Origin of the sequence: Zhongshania aliphaticivorans, assembly GCF_001586255.1 — a bacterium.
Classification (GTDB): Bacteria; Pseudomonadota; Gammaproteobacteria; order Pseudomonadales; family Spongiibacteraceae; genus Spongiibacter; species Spongiibacter aliphaticivorans.
In genome coordinates this window covers 24489-42576 of sequence record NZ_CP014544.1, presented here as the reverse complement: position 1 = coordinate 42576, position 18088 = coordinate 24489, and the positions used below count along the sequence as shown (strand labels likewise).

General features: G+C 52.3%; 18 protein-coding genes and 1 pseudogene. 12 read left to right on the top strand and 7 right to left on the bottom strand.

Going from position 1 to position 18088, the window contains the following annotated elements:
* Positions 1–72 precede the first annotated feature (72 nt).
* Complete coding sequence (gene ectB / locus AZF00_RS00230) at positions 73–1347, bottom strand: diaminobutyrate--2-oxoglutarate transaminase (protein ID WP_008253211.1); 1275 nt, start codon at positions 1345–1347, stop codon at positions 73–75.
* Between the two features lie 63 nt (positions 1348–1410).
* Positions 1411–1932 carry a diaminobutyrate acetyltransferase gene (gene ectA / locus AZF00_RS00225; RefSeq protein WP_008253210.1) on the bottom strand — a complete coding sequence of 174 codons (522 nt, stop codon included), beginning with the start codon at positions 1930–1932 and terminating at the stop codon, positions 1411–1413.
* A 253-nt stretch (positions 1933–2185) separates the two neighbouring features.
* Here ectA and AZF00_RS00220 point away from each other — a divergent pair, with 253 nt between their 5' ends.
* The 7 genes from AZF00_RS00220 (at position 2186) to AZF00_RS00190 (ending at position 8769) form a co-directional block, all read left to right on the top strand.
* Positions 2186–2710, top strand: a complete 525-nt coding sequence (locus AZF00_RS00220; protein ID WP_008253209.1) for a MarR family winged helix-turn-helix transcriptional regulator — start codon at positions 2186–2188, stop codon at positions 2708–2710.
* Between the two features lie 17 nt (positions 2711–2727).
* Entirely contained in the window at positions 2728–3129 is a 402-nt protein-coding gene (locus AZF00_RS19530) for a c-type cytochrome (protein WP_008253208.1), read from the top strand.
* Positions 3130–3213: 84 nt separating this feature from the next.
* Complete coding sequence (locus tag AZF00_RS00210) at positions 3214–4164, top strand: YbgA family protein (protein WP_008253207.1); 951 nt, start codon at positions 3214–3216, stop codon at positions 4162–4164.
* A 3-nt stretch (positions 4165–4167) separates the two neighbouring features.
* Entirely contained in the window at positions 4168–5538 is a 1371-nt protein-coding gene (gene phrB / locus AZF00_RS00205) for a deoxyribodipyrimidine photo-lyase (RefSeq protein WP_008253206.1), read from the top strand.
* A gap of 104 nt (positions 5539–5642) precedes the next feature.
* A complete protein-coding gene (locus AZF00_RS00200; RefSeq protein WP_008253198.1) occupies positions 5643–6200 on the top strand; it encodes an ATP-dependent zinc protease family protein in 558 nt (185 codons plus the stop codon).
* A complete protein-coding gene (locus tag AZF00_RS00195; RefSeq protein ID WP_008253197.1) occupies positions 6197–7732 on the top strand; it encodes an inactive transglutaminase family protein in 1536 nt (511 codons plus the stop codon). Before AZF00_RS00200 ends, AZF00_RS00195 begins: the two co-directional genes overlap by 4 nt.
* Positions 7732–8769: an alpha-L-glutamate ligase-like protein gene (locus AZF00_RS00190; protein ID WP_008253196.1), complete on the top strand. Its 1038-nt coding sequence runs from the start codon at positions 7732–7734 to the stop codon at positions 8767–8769. The genes AZF00_RS00195 and AZF00_RS00190 overlap by 1 nt, the downstream gene beginning before the upstream one ends.
* 70 nt (positions 8770–8839) lie before the next feature.
* On the opposite strand, the gene AZF00_RS00185 is transcribed toward AZF00_RS00190, so the two are convergent.
* From AZF00_RS00185 to AZF00_RS00175, 3 genes are all read right to left on the bottom strand, one after another.
* Positions 8840–9544: a thiol:disulfide interchange protein DsbA/DsbL gene (locus tag AZF00_RS00185; protein ID WP_008253195.1), complete on the bottom strand. Its 705-nt coding sequence runs from the start codon at positions 9542–9544 to the stop codon at positions 8840–8842.
* Between the two features lie 182 nt (positions 9545–9726).
* Entirely contained in the window at positions 9727–10353 is a 627-nt protein-coding gene (locus AZF00_RS00180) for a c-type cytochrome (protein WP_008253194.1), read from the bottom strand.
* A 56-nt stretch (positions 10354–10409) separates the two neighbouring features.
* Positions 10410–10712, bottom strand: coding sequence for a c-type cytochrome (locus AZF00_RS00175; protein WP_008253193.1), 303 nt, complete (start codon positions 10710–10712; stop codon positions 10410–10412).
* A gap of 139 nt (positions 10713–10851) precedes the next feature.
* Here AZF00_RS00175 and yihA point away from each other — a divergent pair, with 139 nt between their 5' ends.
* Entirely contained in the window at positions 10852–11544 is a 693-nt protein-coding gene (gene yihA / locus AZF00_RS00170) for a ribosome biogenesis GTP-binding protein YihA/YsxC (protein WP_008253192.1), read from the top strand.
* A 199-nt stretch (positions 11545–11743) separates the two neighbouring features.
* Here yihA and polA read toward each other — a convergent pair.
* Positions 11744–14553 (bottom strand): annotated as a pseudogene (polA, locus tag AZF00_RS00165) (DNA polymerase I).
* A gap of 251 nt (positions 14554–14804) precedes the next feature.
* Here polA and AZF00_RS00160 point away from each other — a divergent pair.
* Positions 14805–15071: a hypothetical protein gene (locus tag AZF00_RS00160; RefSeq protein WP_008253188.1), complete on the top strand. Its 267-nt coding sequence runs from the start codon at positions 14805–14807 to the stop codon at positions 15069–15071.
* Between the two features lie 64 nt (positions 15072–15135).
* On the opposite strand, the gene AZF00_RS00155 is transcribed toward AZF00_RS00160, so the two are convergent.
* Positions 15136–15966, bottom strand: a complete 831-nt coding sequence (locus AZF00_RS00155) for a zinc ABC transporter substrate-binding protein (protein WP_008253186.1) — start codon at positions 15964–15966, stop codon at positions 15136–15138.
* Between the two features lie 85 nt (positions 15967–16051).
* Here AZF00_RS00155 and AZF00_RS00150 point away from each other — a divergent pair, with 85 nt between their 5' ends.
* The 3 genes from AZF00_RS00150 to AZF00_RS00140 are packed head-to-tail and all read left to right on the top strand — an operon-like array spanning position 16052 to position 18069.
* Positions 16052–16537 carry a Fur family transcriptional regulator gene (locus tag AZF00_RS00150; protein WP_008253185.1) on the top strand — a complete coding sequence of 162 codons (486 nt, stop codon included), beginning with the start codon at positions 16052–16054 and terminating at the stop codon, positions 16535–16537.
* On the top strand, positions 16530–17285 hold the full coding sequence (znuC, locus tag AZF00_RS00145; RefSeq protein WP_008253183.1) for a zinc ABC transporter ATP-binding protein ZnuC: 756 nt from the start codon (positions 16530–16532) through the stop codon (positions 17283–17285). The genes AZF00_RS00150 and znuC overlap by 8 nt, the downstream gene beginning before the upstream one ends.
* On the top strand, positions 17278–18069 hold the full coding sequence (locus tag AZF00_RS00140) for a metal ABC transporter permease (protein ID WP_008253182.1): 792 nt from the start codon (positions 17278–17280) through the stop codon (positions 18067–18069). The genes znuC and AZF00_RS00140 overlap by 8 nt, the downstream gene beginning before the upstream one ends.
* Positions 18070–18088: the final 19 nt, after the last annotated feature.

Genomic DNA, 18088 nt, shown 5'->3' with positions numbered 1-18088 from the left:
AAGCTCAATTGCTGAATAAAGCACGCCGCTTCCGCAAATGTTTACTTGCAGAAGAAGCGCGATTTCAGCCGCTTAAGAGGCTTTTTTGTTAACTGATTTTCCTAATACTTCCGCGATGCTGTCTGACAAAATATCCAGACCGCGAATCAATTCTGCCGTATCGATGGTGAGCGGGCAGAAGACCTTAACAACGTGGCCACGGTTGCCGCAGGTTTCAATTACGAGACCCCGCTCAAAGCAGGCGCGACCAATTTCGTCAGCAATATCACCGTCCCGACAAGCGAGACCCTGCATCATGCCCCGGCCCTTAGGCTGAAGTTTAGTGACGCCGTACTGCTCAGACAGCTTTTTGAAGCGCTCGCTAACGATAGCTGATTTCTCAACAATCTCGGCGGCAAACTTATCGTCTTTCCAGTAGTGGCGAATTGCCGCCGCTGCAGTAATAAAAGCGTGGTTGTTGCCGCGGAAAGTACCGTTGTGCTCGCCTGGCTCCCAAATATCTAAATCGGGACGAATCAATACAATTGCAAAGGGCAGGCCATAGCCGCTCAGAGACTTTGACATGGTAATAATATCGGGTTTGATGCCACTGGCTTCAAAGCTAAAATAGGTGCCAGTACGACCACAACCCGCTTGAATATCGTCAACGATCAACAAGATCTCATGCTTGCGACACAATTTCTCGAGGCCGCGCAACCAATCATTATTGGCCACATTCAAGCCACCCTCGCCCTGCACTGGCTCGACAATCATCGCCGCCGGCAGATCCACACCCGACGAGGGGTCAGAGAGTAGCTTGTCCATCATTTTCAGGCTGTCGGCATCGCGACCGTAATACCCACAAAAAGGCATGCGGGTCACGTCGCCCAGCGCCACACCGGCACCGCCGCGGTGATGGCTATTACCGGTGGCCGCAACTGCGCCCAAGGTCACACCGTGAAAACCATTAGTAAAAGACACAATGCTGGTACGGCCAGTGACTTTACGCGCCAATTTCAGCGCGGCTTCTACGGCATTCGTGCCTGTGGGGCCAGTAAACTGGAAGGTGTAGGTCATATCACGTGGGGCAAGGATATGCTCATTAAAGGCTTGCAAGAAGTCGCCCTTGGCTTGGGTGTGCATATCCAAGCCATGAGTAATGCCGTCGCGCATAATATAGTCGACCAGAGCCTGCTTCAGCACAGGGTTATTGTGGCCGTAGTTCAGGGTGCCTGCACCCGCCAAAAAGTCGATGTATTGCTTGCCGTCGGTTGAGTACAAGTGCTCGCCCTGAGCCTTATCGAAGGTTACCGGAAATGAGCGGGCATAGGATTGTACTTCGGATTCGAGTCGGTCAAAAATAGTCATGTTAAGTCCTCTTAGTGTCCTTTACTGAGCGGATGAATACTGAGTAAAAATGTTGCTTAAGGCTTATTGAGCGAAAGGCCCAATACACAGCAGTGCTTCACTGTCGTGCTGGCCGCCAAAATGCGCCTCTTTTTCAAACCAAATGCTATGATTTAATTCAGTACCCAGATCTCTAGCAAAACTGCGAAACAAGGCCCAAGAGGCCTCATTATCTGGTGTAATTGTCGTTTCCATATATTTCACTTGTGCACAGGCCGGCCGCTTAATAACCTCTTTAAGCATTTTTTTGGCTAGACCTTTGCCGCGCTGGCTTTTATCCACCACAACCTGCCACACAAATACTGTGTTCGGTTTAGCGGGAATAATATGGGCGGAGATAAAGCCGACTAATTTGCCATCTTCTTCAGCGACAACTGCGGTTTCGGCAAAGTGGGTGCAATGCAACAGATTGCAATAAACGGAATTAGTATCGAGTGGTGGGCTGGCCGCCACTAATTGATTTAGGGCATAACCATCTTCCGCCGTTGGCTGGCGAAAACGAAGCGTGGCAGCCGTGGCTTGCGTCGCGCTATTTGATTTCAACACAATCTTTTAGTGTTCATACTAATTTAACGAAGCTCATGCACGATACTGGGGCGCTAATATCGCCGATCATGCTGTTTAATCGCTAAATTAATGAACCCATTCTCCTGTTCATTTACTTAGAATACGAAGCATTATACGCGTCTTCGACCAACTATTTCAAGCCAGACTATTGACAAACGGGAGGTTTAGCTGGTGCAAAAAACTCTACAAGCCGCTACCATTGGGCCGCTAAGCCAATCTGCAGGCATTGAAAATGAACAGTATAGACCAAGTATTAGTATCACTGCGCCGGGTAACCCGGGCAATTGATTTGCATTCAAAGCATTTAATGAAGACGGCGGGCCTAACTGCACCACAAATGCTCATTCTGCAAATCCTTAGGGATCAGGGTGACGTCATTATCAGCGATGTAGCCAGTCAGGTGAGCCTCAGCCAAGCCACCGTCACTAGCATTATTGATAGATTGGAGAAACGCGGCCTCGTCATGAGGGAGCGCTCCAGCCAGGATAAGCGCAAGGTGTACGCCTGCCTTACTGAAACCGGCAACGAGCTGATTCGCAATGCGCCCATGCCCTTGCAAGATTATTTCATTCGCCAGTTCAGTGACCTCCAAGAATGGGAACAAACGCAAATTATCAGTTCTTTGCAGCGCGTTGCCTATATGATGGACGCCCAGCACATAGACGCCTCGCCCGTTTTAGATGTGGGCGCGATCGACCGCTTGAGTGAAGACGAGGCCAATGCCCACCGTTTTGGCTTTGACGACAACTTAGTTTGATTAACTGGAACTGCATTATGCTTAGCAACAAAACCTTCCTTATCCTCGCGGTATTGACCGGACTATTTACCCTGGTCGCGTGCAGCAAGGGCGAACCTAGCCGCGGTGCGACAAGCCCAGACAACAGCACCGCACAAGCACCACAAGCAGTTTCCAGCACAAAGCGGATGCCTAGCGACCCCTCACTGAAATCCCTCTATATTCAAAGTTGCTATGGTTGCCATAGCTCTGGCGCCGCCGGAGCACCTAAAAGTGGGAATAAAGAGCAGTGGGCGTCTCGCACCCAAAAAGGCTTAGACACATTATTAGCTAATACCAAAAACGGCCTCAATAGCATGCCGCCAAAGGGAATGTGCATGAATTGCAGCGACGACGATTTTAGAGCGTTAATATTATTTTTGTCCGGCGAAGCCGAATAGTAGCAATACTAATCGCAAGACTTTTGATCCATCGACTATGCTTTAGCGTAATCAGCTATCTGCCACACAGGATAAATTAAGCCCATGTCGGAAACCCAGCCTATTCGAATCGGCATCAGTGCCTGCTTGCTCGGTGAACCAGTACGCTACGACGGCGGCCACAAACGCCTGCCCTTTGCCGACGAAGAACTGAGGCGGCACTTTGAGTTTATTAACATTTGCCCCGAGCAGGCCATAGGCATGGGCGTGCCGCGCCCGACCATTCGCCTTGTGGGCGATCCGGCAAACCCCCAACTTATTGGCAGCAGCGACAGCAGTTTAAACGTCACGGACGCCATGCAAACCTTCGCCAAAGACACGGTTCCGACGCTTACCGAGATCAGCGGCTATATTCTCTGCGCCAAATCGCCCAGCTGCGGCATGGAGCGTGTGCCCGTGTATGACGAGAAGGGTAATGGTTTAGGAAAAATCGGCGTAGGTCTGTACGCCAAGCAATTAATGGCCGCCCACCCCCTGCTGCCGGTCGAAGAAAACGGCCGACTCAACGACGTGCATCTGCGCGAAAATTTTGTGTTGCGCGTGGTTGCCTACGCCCGCTGGCAGCGGCTAATTAATAGCGGCATCTCCGCCAGCGGCCTTGAGGATTTTCACCGTCGCCACAAATTTTTACTACTAGCGCACAATCAGACTATTTATCGTGAACTTGGGCCAATCGTCGCTGAAGCGGGCGATATTGACGATAAAGCTCGCCGCTATATTAGCAAGTTTATGCAGGCCTTAAAGCAGATCGCCAGCACCAAAAATCACACGAATACGCTGATGCATATCCAGGGCTTTTTCAAAGATCACCTCGACGCCGAGGACAGACTCAGACTCACCGGAACGATAAAGGACTATGCCGCCGGACAACTACCCCTGCTCGTACCGCTGGAAATGCTGAGTCACTATTTAAAGAAATACCGTGTCGACTATTTACTGGACCAATATTACTTCGACCCATACCCACGGGATTTAAAACTGCGCATGGGACTATAAGTCATGACCGCCGTTGTGTGGTTTCGCAATGATTTGCGCAGCTTAGACCACCGGGCACTGAGCGCGGCCTGCGCCAATCACGACAAGGTACGCGGCTTGTATCTATTGTGCCCGGAGCAGCTCGACGAGCATATTATTGCGCCAATACGCCGCCACTATTTGCGCCGCGCCCTCGACGAACTCGGCCGCCAGCTCGGTGAAATTGGCATTGCTCTGGACATCATTGATGCTGGTCACTTTCGCAATACTGCCGCCCAGCTCAGCGATTATTGTCGCCAGCACCACGTCGACGCCGTGTACGCCCATCGGGAATGGCTGCTCGACGAAATGCGTCGGGATGACGACTGCCTGGAAAAGAACATTCCATTACAACTGATTGATGACAGCTTACTTAGTCCGCTAGAGATAGCCAAAGGCGACGGCGGCCCATATAAGGTATTTACGCCGTTCTCGCGGCGCAGCCGAGACCATTTGGCCGCCAAATTCCCCACCTGCCTGCGCCGCCCCCAAGCCATGGCTAAAGCAGCCTCTAATCCAGCCTGCCCCGTATTCGGCGAAGAGCGCGACTCCAGCCTCTGGCCCGCAAGCCAAGATGCGCTGCTAGACCAGCTTAGAGATTTTTGCGCTGAACGCGCTGACGATTATCGCGAGGCCAGGGACTTTCCCGAACTCGATGACACCTCTCGACTGTCCGCAGCCCTAAGCTTTGGCCTGCTCAGCCCCCGCCAGTGTTTAGCGCGTTTACAACAAGAATGCGGCGAGGCAATCTGGGATGGGAATAGCGGCGCAGGCACCTGGTTTAACGAGCTGCTGTGGCGGGAATTTTACCGTCACGTCGCCTACCACTTCCCTAAAGTCGTGCGCGGCCGCGCCTTTCAGACCTATACTGAAAACATTCCCTGGCCCAATAACCAAGCCCTCTTTGATGCTTGGCAAGAGGGCCGTACTGGCTACCCAATTGTCGACGCAGGCATGCGTCAGCTGCTGGAATCTGGCTGGATGCACAACCGCCTGCGCATGATTACGGCATCGTTTTTGTGTAAAGACCTACATATAGACTGGCGCTGGGGCGAGCGGCACTTTATGGAAAACCTCATTGACGGCGATTTTTGCTCGAATAACGGCGGCTGGCAATGGGCCGCATCCACCGGCACTGACGCCGCGCCGTATTTCCGCATTTTTAACCCAACCACCCAGGGTCAGCGCTTTGACGCCAAGGGCGAATTTATTCGGCGCTATCTGCCGGAGCTACGTCATTTATCAGGCAAGGCACTTCACCAGCCCCCAAAATCGGACATTTACCCCGCACCAATCGTTGAACACAAAGAAGTGCGACAAATTACCCTCGCACTTTTTAAGAATGTGAGGGACTAAGCACACGTAATCCGCTTTAATTGCGCCGCTTGCTACTGGCTATATTGCGCCCTAGTGCACTATGCTATGGCATGCCGGAGCACAATAAATCAAAAGGAGAAACCGTGCGATTTGCTGTACTAATTCTGCTAGCCATCAATACCCTTTTTACGAGCCTCGCTGTTCATGCTGGCAGCAACGCCCAACAAGTGTTCGGCCTAAGTGAATACGTCTATATTGAAGAGTTGGGCGTGCGCTATAAAGCCAAAATTGATACCGGCGCAGAAAGCGCATCCATCAATGCAATCAACGCCAAGGTTGAGAAGGGCCACGGTAAAAAAGACGACCTGGTGCACTTTGATTTGGTTTTACCAGACGACACCCTAAAATCTGTCTCGCTGCCACTCAGTAAGCACATCCGCATCAAGCGTCGCGCGGCAGATTACGGGGAAGATGAAAAAGACTATAGCCGTCGACCCGTATTGGAGTTGACGCTGTGCGTTGGTGGTCAGTCACACAAGGTTGAGGTAAATCTTGCTGACCGTCGCCAATTTTCCAAACCTATGCTAGTTGGCTCCGACCCATTGACCGCCTTTGGCGCCTTGGTCGACCCCAGTAAAAAATATTTGCAGAACAAATCCCTCTGCCCTATAAAAGCAGACTCCGAGGAGCACGATGAATGAAGGGCGTTAAATTACATGTCAGAGTATTAGCCTTCGCGCTATTGCTGATCGGCGCCGGCAGCACCGCCTGGCAGATATTTGTGCTAAATATTCCGGTATCCTCGGACACCACCGAACCAGTGTGGGTCATAGATACCAAGCTCACCTTTAACGCCCGCGACAACACGCCCGTCAAAGTACAAATGTATGTACCGCCGAGCTGGAGCAAATTCATTACCCTGAACGAGAGTTTTATCTCGAAAAATTACGGGGTAAACACCGACATCGTTAACGATAACCGCCAAGCGGTGTGGTCTGCCCGCCGCGCCGAAGGCCAGCAGCAGTTGTTTTATAGACTCATGCTAACCAAACGCAGTAACTCACGCTTTGCGGAGTCTGAAGCTGGCCCGCTGTTTCGTGAAAGCCCTGATCTGCAAGGCGTAGAAAAAATCGCCGTAGAGGCCTTATTAAAACCAATACGCGAGCATTCCGCCGATATCGAAACCTTTATCCGCGAAGCCATTAAGCTCATAAACGAACCCAGCAACGACAATGCCCGCCTCCTGCTGGGCAATAATTACACCCAAGACAATAAATCGATGGTACTCGAACTGCTGCTGTCCTCGGCGCATATTCCAGTAGAGCGAGTACGCACCCTGCGTTTAATCAGCGGCGTAGCCCAGACCCCAGAGCTGTGGATGCGCAGCTATAACGGCAAGCGCTGGCTGTATTTCAATCCGGAAACCGGCGCCCAGGGCCTGCCCGACGACCGCGTAGTGTGGTGGACCGGCAACGACCCCATCGCCAAAGTCGAAGGGGGCCGCCATCTGAAAGTAGAAATCACCGCCAATCAAAAGGTAATGAACTCAATCACCTTGGCGCAGTCGATTGCCGAGAGCAAAGAGAACAAATTCTGGGCACTTTCCCTTTATGATTTGCCACTGCAGTCCCAGCAAACCTTTGAAATTATACTAATGATCCCTATTGGCGTTATGCTGATCTTGGTGCTGCGCAATATTGTGGGTCTAGAAACCTTGGGCACCTTTACTCCTGTGCTCATTGGTCTCGCCTTTCGGGAAACCCAGGTTTTATGGGGGATTATTCTATTCACCTTAATTACCGCACTCGGCTTGTCGATACGCTCCTATCTTGAGCACTTACATTTGCAGCTATTGTCCCGACTCTCTGTGGTATTAACCTTTGTCGTTATTATCATGGCCCTAATCAGCGTGCTCGGGCATCGTTTGGGCTTAGATCGCGGCCTGTCTATTGCGCTATTCCCAATGGTTATCCTCACTATGTCCATCGAGCGGATGTCGATCGTTTGGGAGGAGCGGGGCGGCCTGCACGCGGGCAAAGTGGGTATTGGTACACTCATCGCGGCGACCCTGTCGCACTTGATGATGACCTACCCAACATGGACCTATTTCGTGTTCACCTTCCCCGGTATGTTGCTGATATTTATGTCGTTTATGTTAGTGCTAGGCCACTATCGCGGCTACCGGCTAACCGAGCTGTTCCGGTTTAATGCCATGATCAAGGGTAGACAATAATGTCCTTATTCAGCACTTGGAAGGATCTTCGTCAGCGCGGCGTGATGGGCATTAATCAGCGTAATGCCGACTATGTGTTGCGCTACAATCAGCGCCATCTTTATCCCTTGGTCGATGACAAAATTAAAACCAAGGAGCGCGCGCTAGAGGTGGGGATTCACGTTCCCACCATGTACGGCGTAATTGATTCTGACAAAGGTATTAGCAAGCTAAAAGATATTGTTAAGGGTCACAGCGACTTCGTCATCAAACCCGCACAAGGCGCCGGTGGCGATGGAATTTTAGTTATCGCCGACCAGTTTGAAGGCTATTACCGCACGACCTCCGGCCGCTTATTAAGCACGGAAGATATTGAATTTCATATTTCGGGAATACTGTCTGGCATCTATTCATTGGGCGGCCACCGCGACCGCGCGCTAATAGAATACCGCGTCATCCCCGACCCCATCTTCAGCGCCATTAGCTATGAAGGGGTTCCTGACATTCGCATTATCGTCCTTAAAGGCTACCCCTTACTCGCCATGCTGCGCCTGCCTACCCGCCAGTCCGGCGGCAAGGCCAATCTTCATCAAGGCGCAATTGGCGTCGGTGTCGACCTCGCCACCGGCATTACCCTCGATGGCACCTGGCACAACAAGCTGATCAACAAGCACCCCGACACCACTAATCCAGTACGCGGCGTCCAGCTGCCTTATTGGGAAGGGTTTATGTCGCTGGCAACGCGCTGCTACGAGCTCACCGGCCTGGGCTACCTCGGGGTCGACATGGTATTGGACAAGGATAAAGGTCCGCTGATGCTCGAGCTGAACGCGCGGCCCGGCTTAAATATCCAAATCGCCAATGACACCGGCTTAGCGGCGCGCTGCAAGCACGTTGAAGATGAGATTGAGCGCTTAAACGCCAAAGGCATTACCCTGGCCAAACCCGCGAAACGCATGGCGTTTTGCCAGCGCGAATTTGCCCAACCTCTGCAAAAGCTCGATACGCTAGATGCCGAAAAGGACACCATCGAGCCCAACTCGCCCCAAGCAAATTAAACTTTAGGCATAAAAAAAACGCGTAGCGACCAAAGAACTAAGGTCGCTACGCGGTCATGAAGCACGCCAATTACTTAGCGGCACGCTCCTTAGCAATTAACTCTTCAGCCACCTTCAGCATCTCAGCCTTACCACCTGCCGAACGGCCGGTTACGCGATATTTGCCATTGACGATTAGCTCTGGCGTACCAGCAATGCCATAGGCCCTGGCCCGCGCGTCGGCTTGCTTCACCTGACTGTTCACCCCAAAAGAGTCAAAAGTCTTGCGAAACTTCTCAGCATCTACGTCGCTGTGCGCCAAAAACAATTTTTCAATTGCTGCGCTATCTCGTAAAGGATTGCGGTCAACATTAATCGCATTGAATAACGGTGTATGCAGCTGGTCGATAACACCCAGGGCTTCTGCGGTATAAAACGCCTTGGCGTGAACCACCATCAACTCATTCCACATGGCCGGTGAGCGGCGAAACTCAACGTCTGCCGGCAGCTGCTTTGCCCAGGCTTCTAGCATGGGGTCGAAGTCAAAACAGTGACTGCAGCCATACCAAAATACTTCTGTTACTTCGATTTTTTGCGGGTTAGCGGTACGCACCGGCTGCGCCACACGAATATAGCGCTCACCACTGCTCGCAATGCGTTCAGCGGTGTCTGCGGTATTTACCGCCGTGCTGGCTGGCGCTTTAGCGGGTGCCGCTGGCTCAGCGCCATCGCTGCACGCCGAAACCATAAGCAGAAAACTGAATACGCTGACGAGCGGAATAAATTTCTTAAACATGAAGCCCCCTGATTATACGATCAAGTGTTATAAGATCGAGAGTGCCATTAGATCACATGACACATTGAAATTGTTTTTCTACGCTGTTCAGACACCAAGTACTCACTATTGTTCGGGGCTTGGCGCCCGTAAATTTCAGTGATAAAAAAGGCGGCCTAAGCCGCCTTTTTGCCAATGCACCCTTAAGGATGCAAGCCCTGAATAAAGCTGGCTACCGCCTCAATTTCTGAATCACTTAATTTGAAGGAAATCGTCCGCATCACCATGGCATCGCCATCGTTAGCACGTCCTTCACGCCCATCAGCCGCCGCGCGGAAGGCCTTTAGCTGGGCAACGGTGTAATCCGCATGCTGACCACCAAGCGCTGGGAATCCCGCTGCGGCCATGCCGCTGCCGCTAGGTGAGTGGCAAGCAGCACAGGCGGGAACATTGCGGTCTGCAATACCACCACGGTAAATTGCTGCGCCCTTAGCAACAATCGCGGGATCAGCCTGACCCGTGCTAATCGCTTGGCTCGAATAAAAAGCAGCAATATCAGCAATATCTTGCTCAGACAAATTATCAGTCTGGCCGGCCATCATTGGCACGGAGCGGGCGCCTGATTTAATGTCATTCAGTTGCTTAATCAAATAGCGCTCACCCTGACCCGCCAGCTTTGGGAAGCTAGGCGCGGCGCTATTGCCGTCAGCACCATGACACGCTGCGCAGGCTGCTGCCTTCGTCTTGCCCGCCCGAGAATTTCCTTCCGCAGCCACGGCCGCACCGGCAAACACCAAGGAAGCAAACATCACTAATAAGCTTTTTTTCATTGTTTGGTACTCTTTAAACAGATAATTCTGTGCAAATATAAATTAGCGCACCCACGTTAAGACTTGGGCGCCGCCATAAACTCAATTAAGGCTTTAAAATCATCGGCGCTGCAGTCAAAACACAGGCCTTTAGGCGGCATGGTATTGAAGCCTTCTGCCGCATGCTTAACTAAGGTGTCCATGCCTTTCTCCATGCGCGGCGCCCAATCAGCCACCACGTGGGATTTTGGCGCGCCATTGGCCCCAAAGGCGTGACAGGCAAAACAGGATTTTTGGTAGCGATCCAAAACCGCCTGCTCAGTAGCAAAAGCAGAGACACCAGACACTGAAAGCAGTATAGCCACGAGCCATTTATTCATGATCTACCTCTCAATTTTCCGTATAACGGCGCAGGATGAGACAATGTAAAAACTGCGGCATTATACACAACTACATGGCGCCGGGGCCAATAATTGCCGTAAAATGGCCCTGCATTCGCAAATCCCCCTCGGACTCACTATGTCATCAAGCCCAGCACTGAATTACCGCCGCGCCAGCTATTTAAAAAGCTCTCCCAACCTTACCCACTGCCCAGACGACAGTGGTGCTGAGGTCGCGTTTGCTGGACGCTCTAACGCAGGCAAGTCTAGCGCGATCAACCGCCTCACAGAAAACAAAAAACTGGCAAAAACCAGTAAAACACCGGGCCGCACCCAGCTACTTAACTTTTTCGTATTAGACGACAGCGGTCGTCAACGCTTAGTCGACCTACCCGGCTACGGCTTTGCAAAAGTACCCCTCGCGGTGAAAAACGAATGGCAGCGCAATTTGGAAGCCTACCTGCAAAAACGCCAATCTCTTCGCGGCATGGTGTTAATGATGGACATCCGCCATCCGCTCACCGAGTTCGACCAGCAAATGGTACGCTGGGCAACAAAGAGCAATATGCCAATGCATCTCTTGCTCACCAAGTCCGACAAATTAAAGCGCGGCCCGGCCACCGCCACCTTATTAATGGTGCGCAAAAGCCTGGCCGAATATGGCGATTTAATCAGTGTGCAGCTGTTTTCGGCGCCCAATGGCGACGGTTTACAGGAGTTGCGCAGCAAATTGGACGAGTGGCTGAATACCGACAATATGGTCGACATGGTTTACATTGACGACGACGGCGAAGCCATTGGCAGTAAACCGGAAGCCCCCACCAAAACATAGGCGCAGCAAAAAAGCCCGGCGAACTATGACTCACCGGGCAATCCTACTCCTAATGGAGTCAGGGGGGAGACAAGTCTCCAACGCGGGCGCCATCCTCAAGCACATCAAGATGACGGCTCTATGACTTTAGACCCGGAATTCTAATTGCGCAAATTTTAACCACGCGATATTTCCGCGACCTTAGGCCCGCGCCCGCCGATTAATGCGCCTCATCCCAATTCGCGCCAACCCCCACACCAACTTCCAACGGCACCGCCAAATCCGCCGCCGCCATCATCAATCGCACAACCTCAGTTTGCACGGTTTCCAGATCCGCTGGCGCGACCTCTAAAACCAATTCATCGTGAACCTGCATAATCATTTTTGCGTCCACGCTACTGCCACTTAAATACTTGTCCACGGCAATCATTGCCCGCTTGATAATATCCGCTGCTGTACCCTGCATTGGCGCATTGATTGCTGTGCGCTCGGCGGCTTGGCGGCGCATACCATTACGGGCATTAATTTCAGGCAGGTGCAGGCGGCGACCAAACAGGGTTTCAACATAGCCTTTTTCAGACGCAGAGACCCGAGTTTCGTCCATGTACCGCAACACACCAGGATAACGCTCAAAATAGAGATCAATATACTGCTGCGCCTCTTTGCGCCCCAAATGCAGCTGCCGCGCCAAACCAAAGGCAGACATACCGTAAATTAAACCAAAATTGATGGCCTTGGCGTTGCGCCGCTGCTCATCGCTCACCTCGTCGGTGCTCACGCCGAATACCTCAGCGGCGGTCGCACGGTGAATATCTTCACCGCGGGAGAAAGCATCAACCAAGCCGCGATCACCCGACAAATGGGCCATGATCCGCAATTCAATTTGGGAGTAATCCGCCGCCAAAATCACATAGCCCGGCGGGGCAATAAAGGCTTGGCGAATACGCCGCCCCTCGGCACTGCGAATGGGGATATTCTGTAAATTTGGATCAGAGGAGGATAAACGCCCCGTCGCGGCCACCGCCTGATGGTAGGACGTGTGAATACGGCCAGTTTTCGGGTCTATCTGCAGTGGCAGCTTGTCGGTATACGTCGATTTCAGCTTGGCCATGCCCCGGTGTTCGAGTATTACCTTGGGCAAAGGGTAGTCGTGAGCCAATTCAACCAAGACTTCCTCGGCAGTAGACGGCGCGCCTTTGGGGGTTTTTTTAGTTACCGGTATTTGCAGACGCTCAAACAGAATTTCACCTAACTGCTTGGGAGAGGCCAAATTAAACTCGCCACCCGCCAGCTCATAGGCCTCCTGCTCCAAAGCCTGCATTTTCATGCCCAGCTCGTGACTCTGCTTGCCGAGTAGCTCTCGATCAACATAGGCACCGTTGCGCTCAATCCGCGACAGCACCGGTACCAAGGGCAGCTCGATATTGCGATACACCGCCAACAATCCCTCGTGCTGCTGAATTTTCGGCAACAGCGCCTGATACAGCCGCAGCGTAATGTCGGCATCTTCTGCCGCATAGGGCCCAGCTTGCTCCAAGGCAATTTGATTAAAGGTGATTTGCTTGGCACCTTTACCCGCGATGTCCTCAAAGTGAATTGTGCTGTGATCGAGGTATTTCAGCGCCAAGGTGTCCATGTCGTGGCGGCTGCCGGTAGAGTCCAAGACATAGGACGCCAACATGGTGTCGTCGTGAATACCCCGCAGCGCGATGCCATGGTTGAGCAGGACATTGGCATCGTATTTCAGATTCTGACCGACTTTATAAAGCTCGGGATCTTCCAGCAAAGGCTTCAGCTGGGCCAGTACATGGGCCTCGTCCAACTGATCGGGCACGTCGAGGTAGTCGTGACCAAAAGGTAAATAGGCCGCTTCTCCGGCCTTTACCGCAAAAGACACGCCCACGATTCTGGCCTGCATATAATTCAAACTGGTCGTTTCGGTATCAAAGGCGAATATTTTTGCTGCCCGCAGCTTGCCCAACCACAACTCAAAGTCAGCCTCGGTCAGAATAATCTGGTATTGAGCAGCATCTAGCCCCGACACCTCCTCAGAGGCAATCGCTAACTCATCGGCCATCTCGCCAGTACTCGCCAGGCCTGACAGCTCGGAGGCGGGCTTACTACCACTCGATTCGGCACTTATATTGGCGCTACGCTCTTCTCGACTCAGCTCATCGACCCACGTTTTAAATTCATATTCTTTAAACAGGCTCAACAAGCGCTCGGTGTCAGGCGCCTTGGGCAGAAGGTCGGCAACACCCACGTCCAATGGCACATCACATTTAATCGTGGCCAAGGTATAAGAGAGAAGGGCATTGTCATGACTGTCGGCCAATTTTTTAGCAACACCTTTGGCACCACGTATTGGCAAGTCGGCAACCTTGTCGATATTCGCATAAATACTGCTAAGCCCCCCAAAGCCTGAATTAGCGCCAGCGCAGTCTTCTCACCCACACCCGCAACGCCGGGAATATTGTCGACTTTGTCGCCCATTAGGGCGAGAAAATCGATGATCAGCTCAGGAGGTATACCAAACTTTTCTTTCACCCCAGCCACATCCATTACCGTGTCGGTCATGGTGTTCACCAAGGTGACATGATCATTCACCAACTGAGCCATATCTTTATCGCCGGTCGATACCAACACCGGCCGCTCTTTACCCGCTTGGGCGGCGAGGGTGCCAATGACATCGTCAGCCTCGACACCGTCAATCACCAGCCGAGGCACGCCCATGGCGTCGATAATCACATTAATTGGCTCAATCTGACTGCGCAAATCATCCGGCATAGGCGGACGTTGAGCTTTGTACTGGTCGTACATATCGTCGCGAAACGTCTTTCCCTTGGCGTCAAACACCACGGCAATAGGGCTGTCTGGGTAATCTTTGTACAGACGCCGCAGCATATTGATCACCCCCTTTATTGCCCCAGTGGGCTGGCCCTTTGAGGTATTCAAAGGCGGTAGGGCATGAAAGGCACGGTAGAGGTAGGAGGAGCCATCAACCAAGATCAGAGGTTTTATCGCAGTCATAGTAGTGATTTAACGCGTCATTATAGAAAGCGGAGAGTGTAGCACGAGGCTCTACGGCAAAATATTCCAGTCAGCGCCAAGCAAAGTGTTACCGTTTTTCACAACAGCAAGCAATATGGCCGCAACATTACCCAAAGGTTAACGAAAATTAAGGAGACAAGGGGATTAGATGTGTTACCTTAAGTAACACAAGGTAACCTTTTGCCTTGTACCGAGAAAAGATCACTCGGTTGAATAGAGGAGAGAGCAAAATGAAAAACCTTACCAGCGCAATCTTAATCTTGGTTGCCAGTACTATGGCGACTGCTGCCGAACCGGAAGTAGGTGCGAATCAGTCGCTGGTATTGGCTTACAATCAAACAGCCGAAATGCCAAAAGCCGAGGCGCAGATTGAATACGCGTCAAAAGCTTCTGCGGATCGCTTCTTAGAAAAAACTCTGGATGTTGTATCAGCCACACTGAACGTGGAGCTGGATATGCAGACTCGCTACACTGTGCCTAGCATCGCCAAAAACTAGGACCGCAGCGCAGACTAGCTTGGCGCAAGCCAAAAACTAGTGTGCGCCCAGCTCCAATTGGCCGCTAAGCCGCGAAACAACTGAGAAAAGCCTGCCCGAGCTGACGGTATAAGCGTAAAAAGCCGTCAGCCTTCTTCATCCCCACACCGAGGGGGTCAATTTCTATTACCGGTATATCCAAACCCGAGGTCAGCGCATTTAGCATTGCTGTAGGGTATTGCGGCTCGCGAAAAACACAGGCAAATTCCCCATTCTGCAGCCGCGACCGCAATTCAACAATGTGCCGCGCACCGGGCAGGCGGTCCGAAGTCGGCATAACCACCTCGGCTTCGGTCAGATTATAATGGCGCTCAAAACGGCTGAAACCGTCGTGTAGCAACAAATAAGGGCGACCGCTTAAACGCGCAACATCGAGCTGCAACTGTTTGTCGTACTGCCGAAACTCGGTGCTAAACCGCGCAGCGTTAGCATGAAAATACGCGCCCCGAGTTGGCATACGGTCTGACAGTACGCGGGCTATGCGCCGCGCCATGTGCTGAACCTGATCTGCGTCCATCCAAACGTGCGGGTCTTCACCCAGACTCAATGCAGGAAAAAGGGCGACCGCATTACTCTGATCGGCAACGGCCTTCTGTAAATAGGACTCCATTGCTGGACCAACCCAAAGCACCACGTCAGCACTGCGCAAGCGCTGCATATCTGAGGGCCGCAATTGGAAGTCGTGCGGAGAGACGGTAGCGGGTGCCAAAACGTCGACCGTTACCGCATCACCGGCAATGTCGCCAACGAGTAACTGCAGCGGCATAATACTGGTTAATATTACTGGTTTGTCGGCTGCCCAGGCCATATTGCTGAACATCCACACGAGCACCAGTCCCGACACTATTGCTTTCAAGTACATTTCCCCATTGTTTATCACCGCACTAATGCAATATTATAACATTATATTCTTTGTAAAACCTTCCGGACGCCCCAAAGTAATGCACAACATTAACCCGCAGCATAATCACCAACACTGCATTGATGAAGCACTGCTCCGCGCCCGCGACCTCTGCCAGCAACGCCAACTTAAATTCACCACTATCCGCGAACTCGTATTGACCACGGTGTGGTCAAGCCACAAACCAATAGGTGCCTATACTATTCTTGAAGAGCTGGCAAAAGAAGGCCTCCGCCGCCCCGCGCCACCAACGGTGTATCGCGCGCTGGATTTCTTGCTCGATAACGGCCTCGTCCACCGCATCGCGTCGCTCAACGCCTTTGTTGGCTGCAATGAACCCGGCCACGCCCACCAAGGCCATTTTCTTATTTGTCGCCACTGCCAAGTAGCCCTTGAGTTGGATGCCCAGCTTATATATCCAGCTATTTCCGCCGCGGCCAAGCAGCAGAACTTTGCGGTAGACACGGCCAGCCTCGAAGTTGTTGGCTGCTGCGCCCGCTGTAGCGAGGCTAACAGCAATGACTGAGACTGCGCTGCTTCGCCTTGACAAGATCTCCTTAAAGCACCAGCAACAAAGCTTGCTGAGTAATATCAGTCTAAGCTTATCGGCCAAGCAAATTATGACGATTATTGGTCCCAATGGGGCCGGTAAAAGCACCTTAATAAAGGTCGCCTTGGGTTTAACCAAAGCCAACAACGGCACAATCTACCGACGACCCGGCCTGCGTATTGGCTATATGCCACAACGGCTGAGTCTGAATCCATTAATGCCCTTAAGCGTGTCGCGGTTCTTAGCCATGGCCAAGTCCAATACAACGCAAATTGACGCCGCTTTAGCCCGAACAGGCATTCAGCATTTACGTAACCGTCCCCTGCACGATATTTCTGGCGGAGAGACTCAACGAGTCTTGCTTAGCCGCGCCTTACTCAGCAGCCCCGATTTATTGGTGCTCGACGAGCCCGCCCAAGGCGTGGATATCAGCGGCCAGACCGAACTGTACGAACTGATTAATGCCCTTCGCGACGATCTTGGTTGCGCCGTACTGATGGTGTCCCACGACTTACATTGGGTAATGGCGCAAACCGATACGGTAATTTGCCTTAATCAACATATTTGCTGTCATGGCCACCCCGAACAAGTCAGTAGCGACCCTGAATATTTAGCGCTGTTCGGCCGCCGCCACGCCGAAGCCGTCGCGCTCTACCAACACGATCACGACCACCAACACGATATTCACGGCGACGTAGTCTGCGAGCATAAGCACCATGATTGATATTTTACTCTATGCCCTGCTCGCCGGATTGATGGTGGCCGCAGTATGCGGCCCACTCGGCGCGCTGGTCACCTGGCAGCGTATGGCCTACTACGGCGACACACTCGCCCACTCGGCACTGCTCGGCCTTGCGGTTGGCCTTGTGTTGCAAGCCAACCTCCAATACAGCGTGCTGTTTACCTGCCTTTTTATTGCCCTTGTTTTGTTTACCCTGCAATGGTGGCGAAACATCGCGCTAGACAGTTTGCTAGGCATACTCTCCCACAGCAGCTTAGCGCTGGGCTTGGTTTGCCTGTCGTTTATCGACAATCAAAGTTTGGATTTAAACGCGTTTTTATTCGGTGACTTACTGGCTATTTTGCGTGAAGACTTACTCAATTTAGCCATTATTTGCGCACTCGTTTTAGGGCTGTTGTGGCGCTACTGGTCGGCGTTAGTTGCGGTGTGCGCCCACGCCGAGCTGGCAGATATAGAGGGCTTGCCGGTGCAACGCCTGCGCCTACTGCTCATGCTGATGGTCGCCGCTACTGTGGCGGTGGCAATGAAAATCGTCGGCGTGCTCTTAATTACCGCCATGCTAATCATTCCCGCATCTGCTGCCGCCAGAGTCGCGCGCAGCCCAGAGCAAGCAGCACTTCTCGCAGCACTTATCGGCGCCATCGCGGTTTGTGGCGGATTAGCGGGGGCTTGGTATTGGGACACCCCAGCCGGGCCCAGTATCGTGCTGAGCGCCGGCGCTTTATTTGTATTGGGGCAATTAGCGCCGGGGTATAGGCGTAATTAATAACAGCGGCAGGGCGCCG

Bases quoted from the DNA above. Each gene is read 5' to 3' on its own strand.
- ectB (WP_008253211.1), bottom strand. From the start codon at position 1,347: ATGACTATTTTTGACCGACTCGAATCCGAAGTACAATCCTATGCCCGC.
- AZF00_RS00220 (WP_008253209.1), top strand. From the start codon at position 2,186: ATGAACAGTATAGACCAAGTATTAGTATCACTGCGCCGGGTAACCCGG.
- AZF00_RS19530 (WP_008253208.1), top strand. From the start codon at position 2,728: ATGCTTAGCAACAAAACCTTCCTTATCCTCGCGGTATTGACCGGACTA.
- AZF00_RS00210 (WP_008253207.1), top strand. From the start codon at position 3,214: ATGTCGGAAACCCAGCCTATTCGAATCGGCATCAGTGCCTGCTTGCTC.
- phrB (WP_008253206.1), top strand. From the start codon at position 4,168: ATGACCGCCGTTGTGTGGTTTCGCAATGATTTGCGCAGCTTAGACCAC.
- AZF00_RS00195 (WP_008253197.1), top strand. From the start codon at position 6,197: ATGAAGGGCGTTAAATTACATGTCAGAGTATTAGCCTTCGCGCTATTG.
- AZF00_RS00190 (WP_008253196.1), top strand. From the start codon at position 7,732: ATGTCCTTATTCAGCACTTGGAAGGATCTTCGTCAGCGCGGCGTGATG.
- AZF00_RS00185 (WP_008253195.1), bottom strand. From the start codon at position 9,544: ATGTTTAAGAAATTTATTCCGCTCGTCAGCGTATTCAGTTTTCTGCTT.
- AZF00_RS00180 (WP_008253194.1), bottom strand. From the start codon at position 10,353: ATGAAAAAAAGCTTATTAGTGATGTTTGCTTCCTTGGTGTTTGCCGGT.
- AZF00_RS00175 (WP_008253193.1), bottom strand. From the start codon at position 10,712: ATGAATAAATGGCTCGTGGCTATACTGCTTTCAGTGTCTGGTGTCTCT.
- yihA (WP_008253192.1), top strand. From the start codon at position 10,852: ATGTCATCAAGCCCAGCACTGAATTACCGCCGCGCCAGCTATTTAAAA.
- AZF00_RS00160 (WP_008253188.1), top strand. From the start codon at position 14,805: ATGAAAAACCTTACCAGCGCAATCTTAATCTTGGTTGCCAGTACTATG.
- AZF00_RS00150 (WP_008253185.1), top strand. From the start codon at position 16,052: ATGCACAACATTAACCCGCAGCATAATCACCAACACTGCATTGATGAA.
- znuC (WP_008253183.1), top strand. From the start codon at position 16,530: ATGACTGAGACTGCGCTGCTTCGCCTTGACAAGATCTCCTTAAAGCAC.
- AZF00_RS00140 (WP_008253182.1), top strand. From the start codon at position 17,278: ATGATTGATATTTTACTCTATGCCCTGCTCGCCGGATTGATGGTGGCC.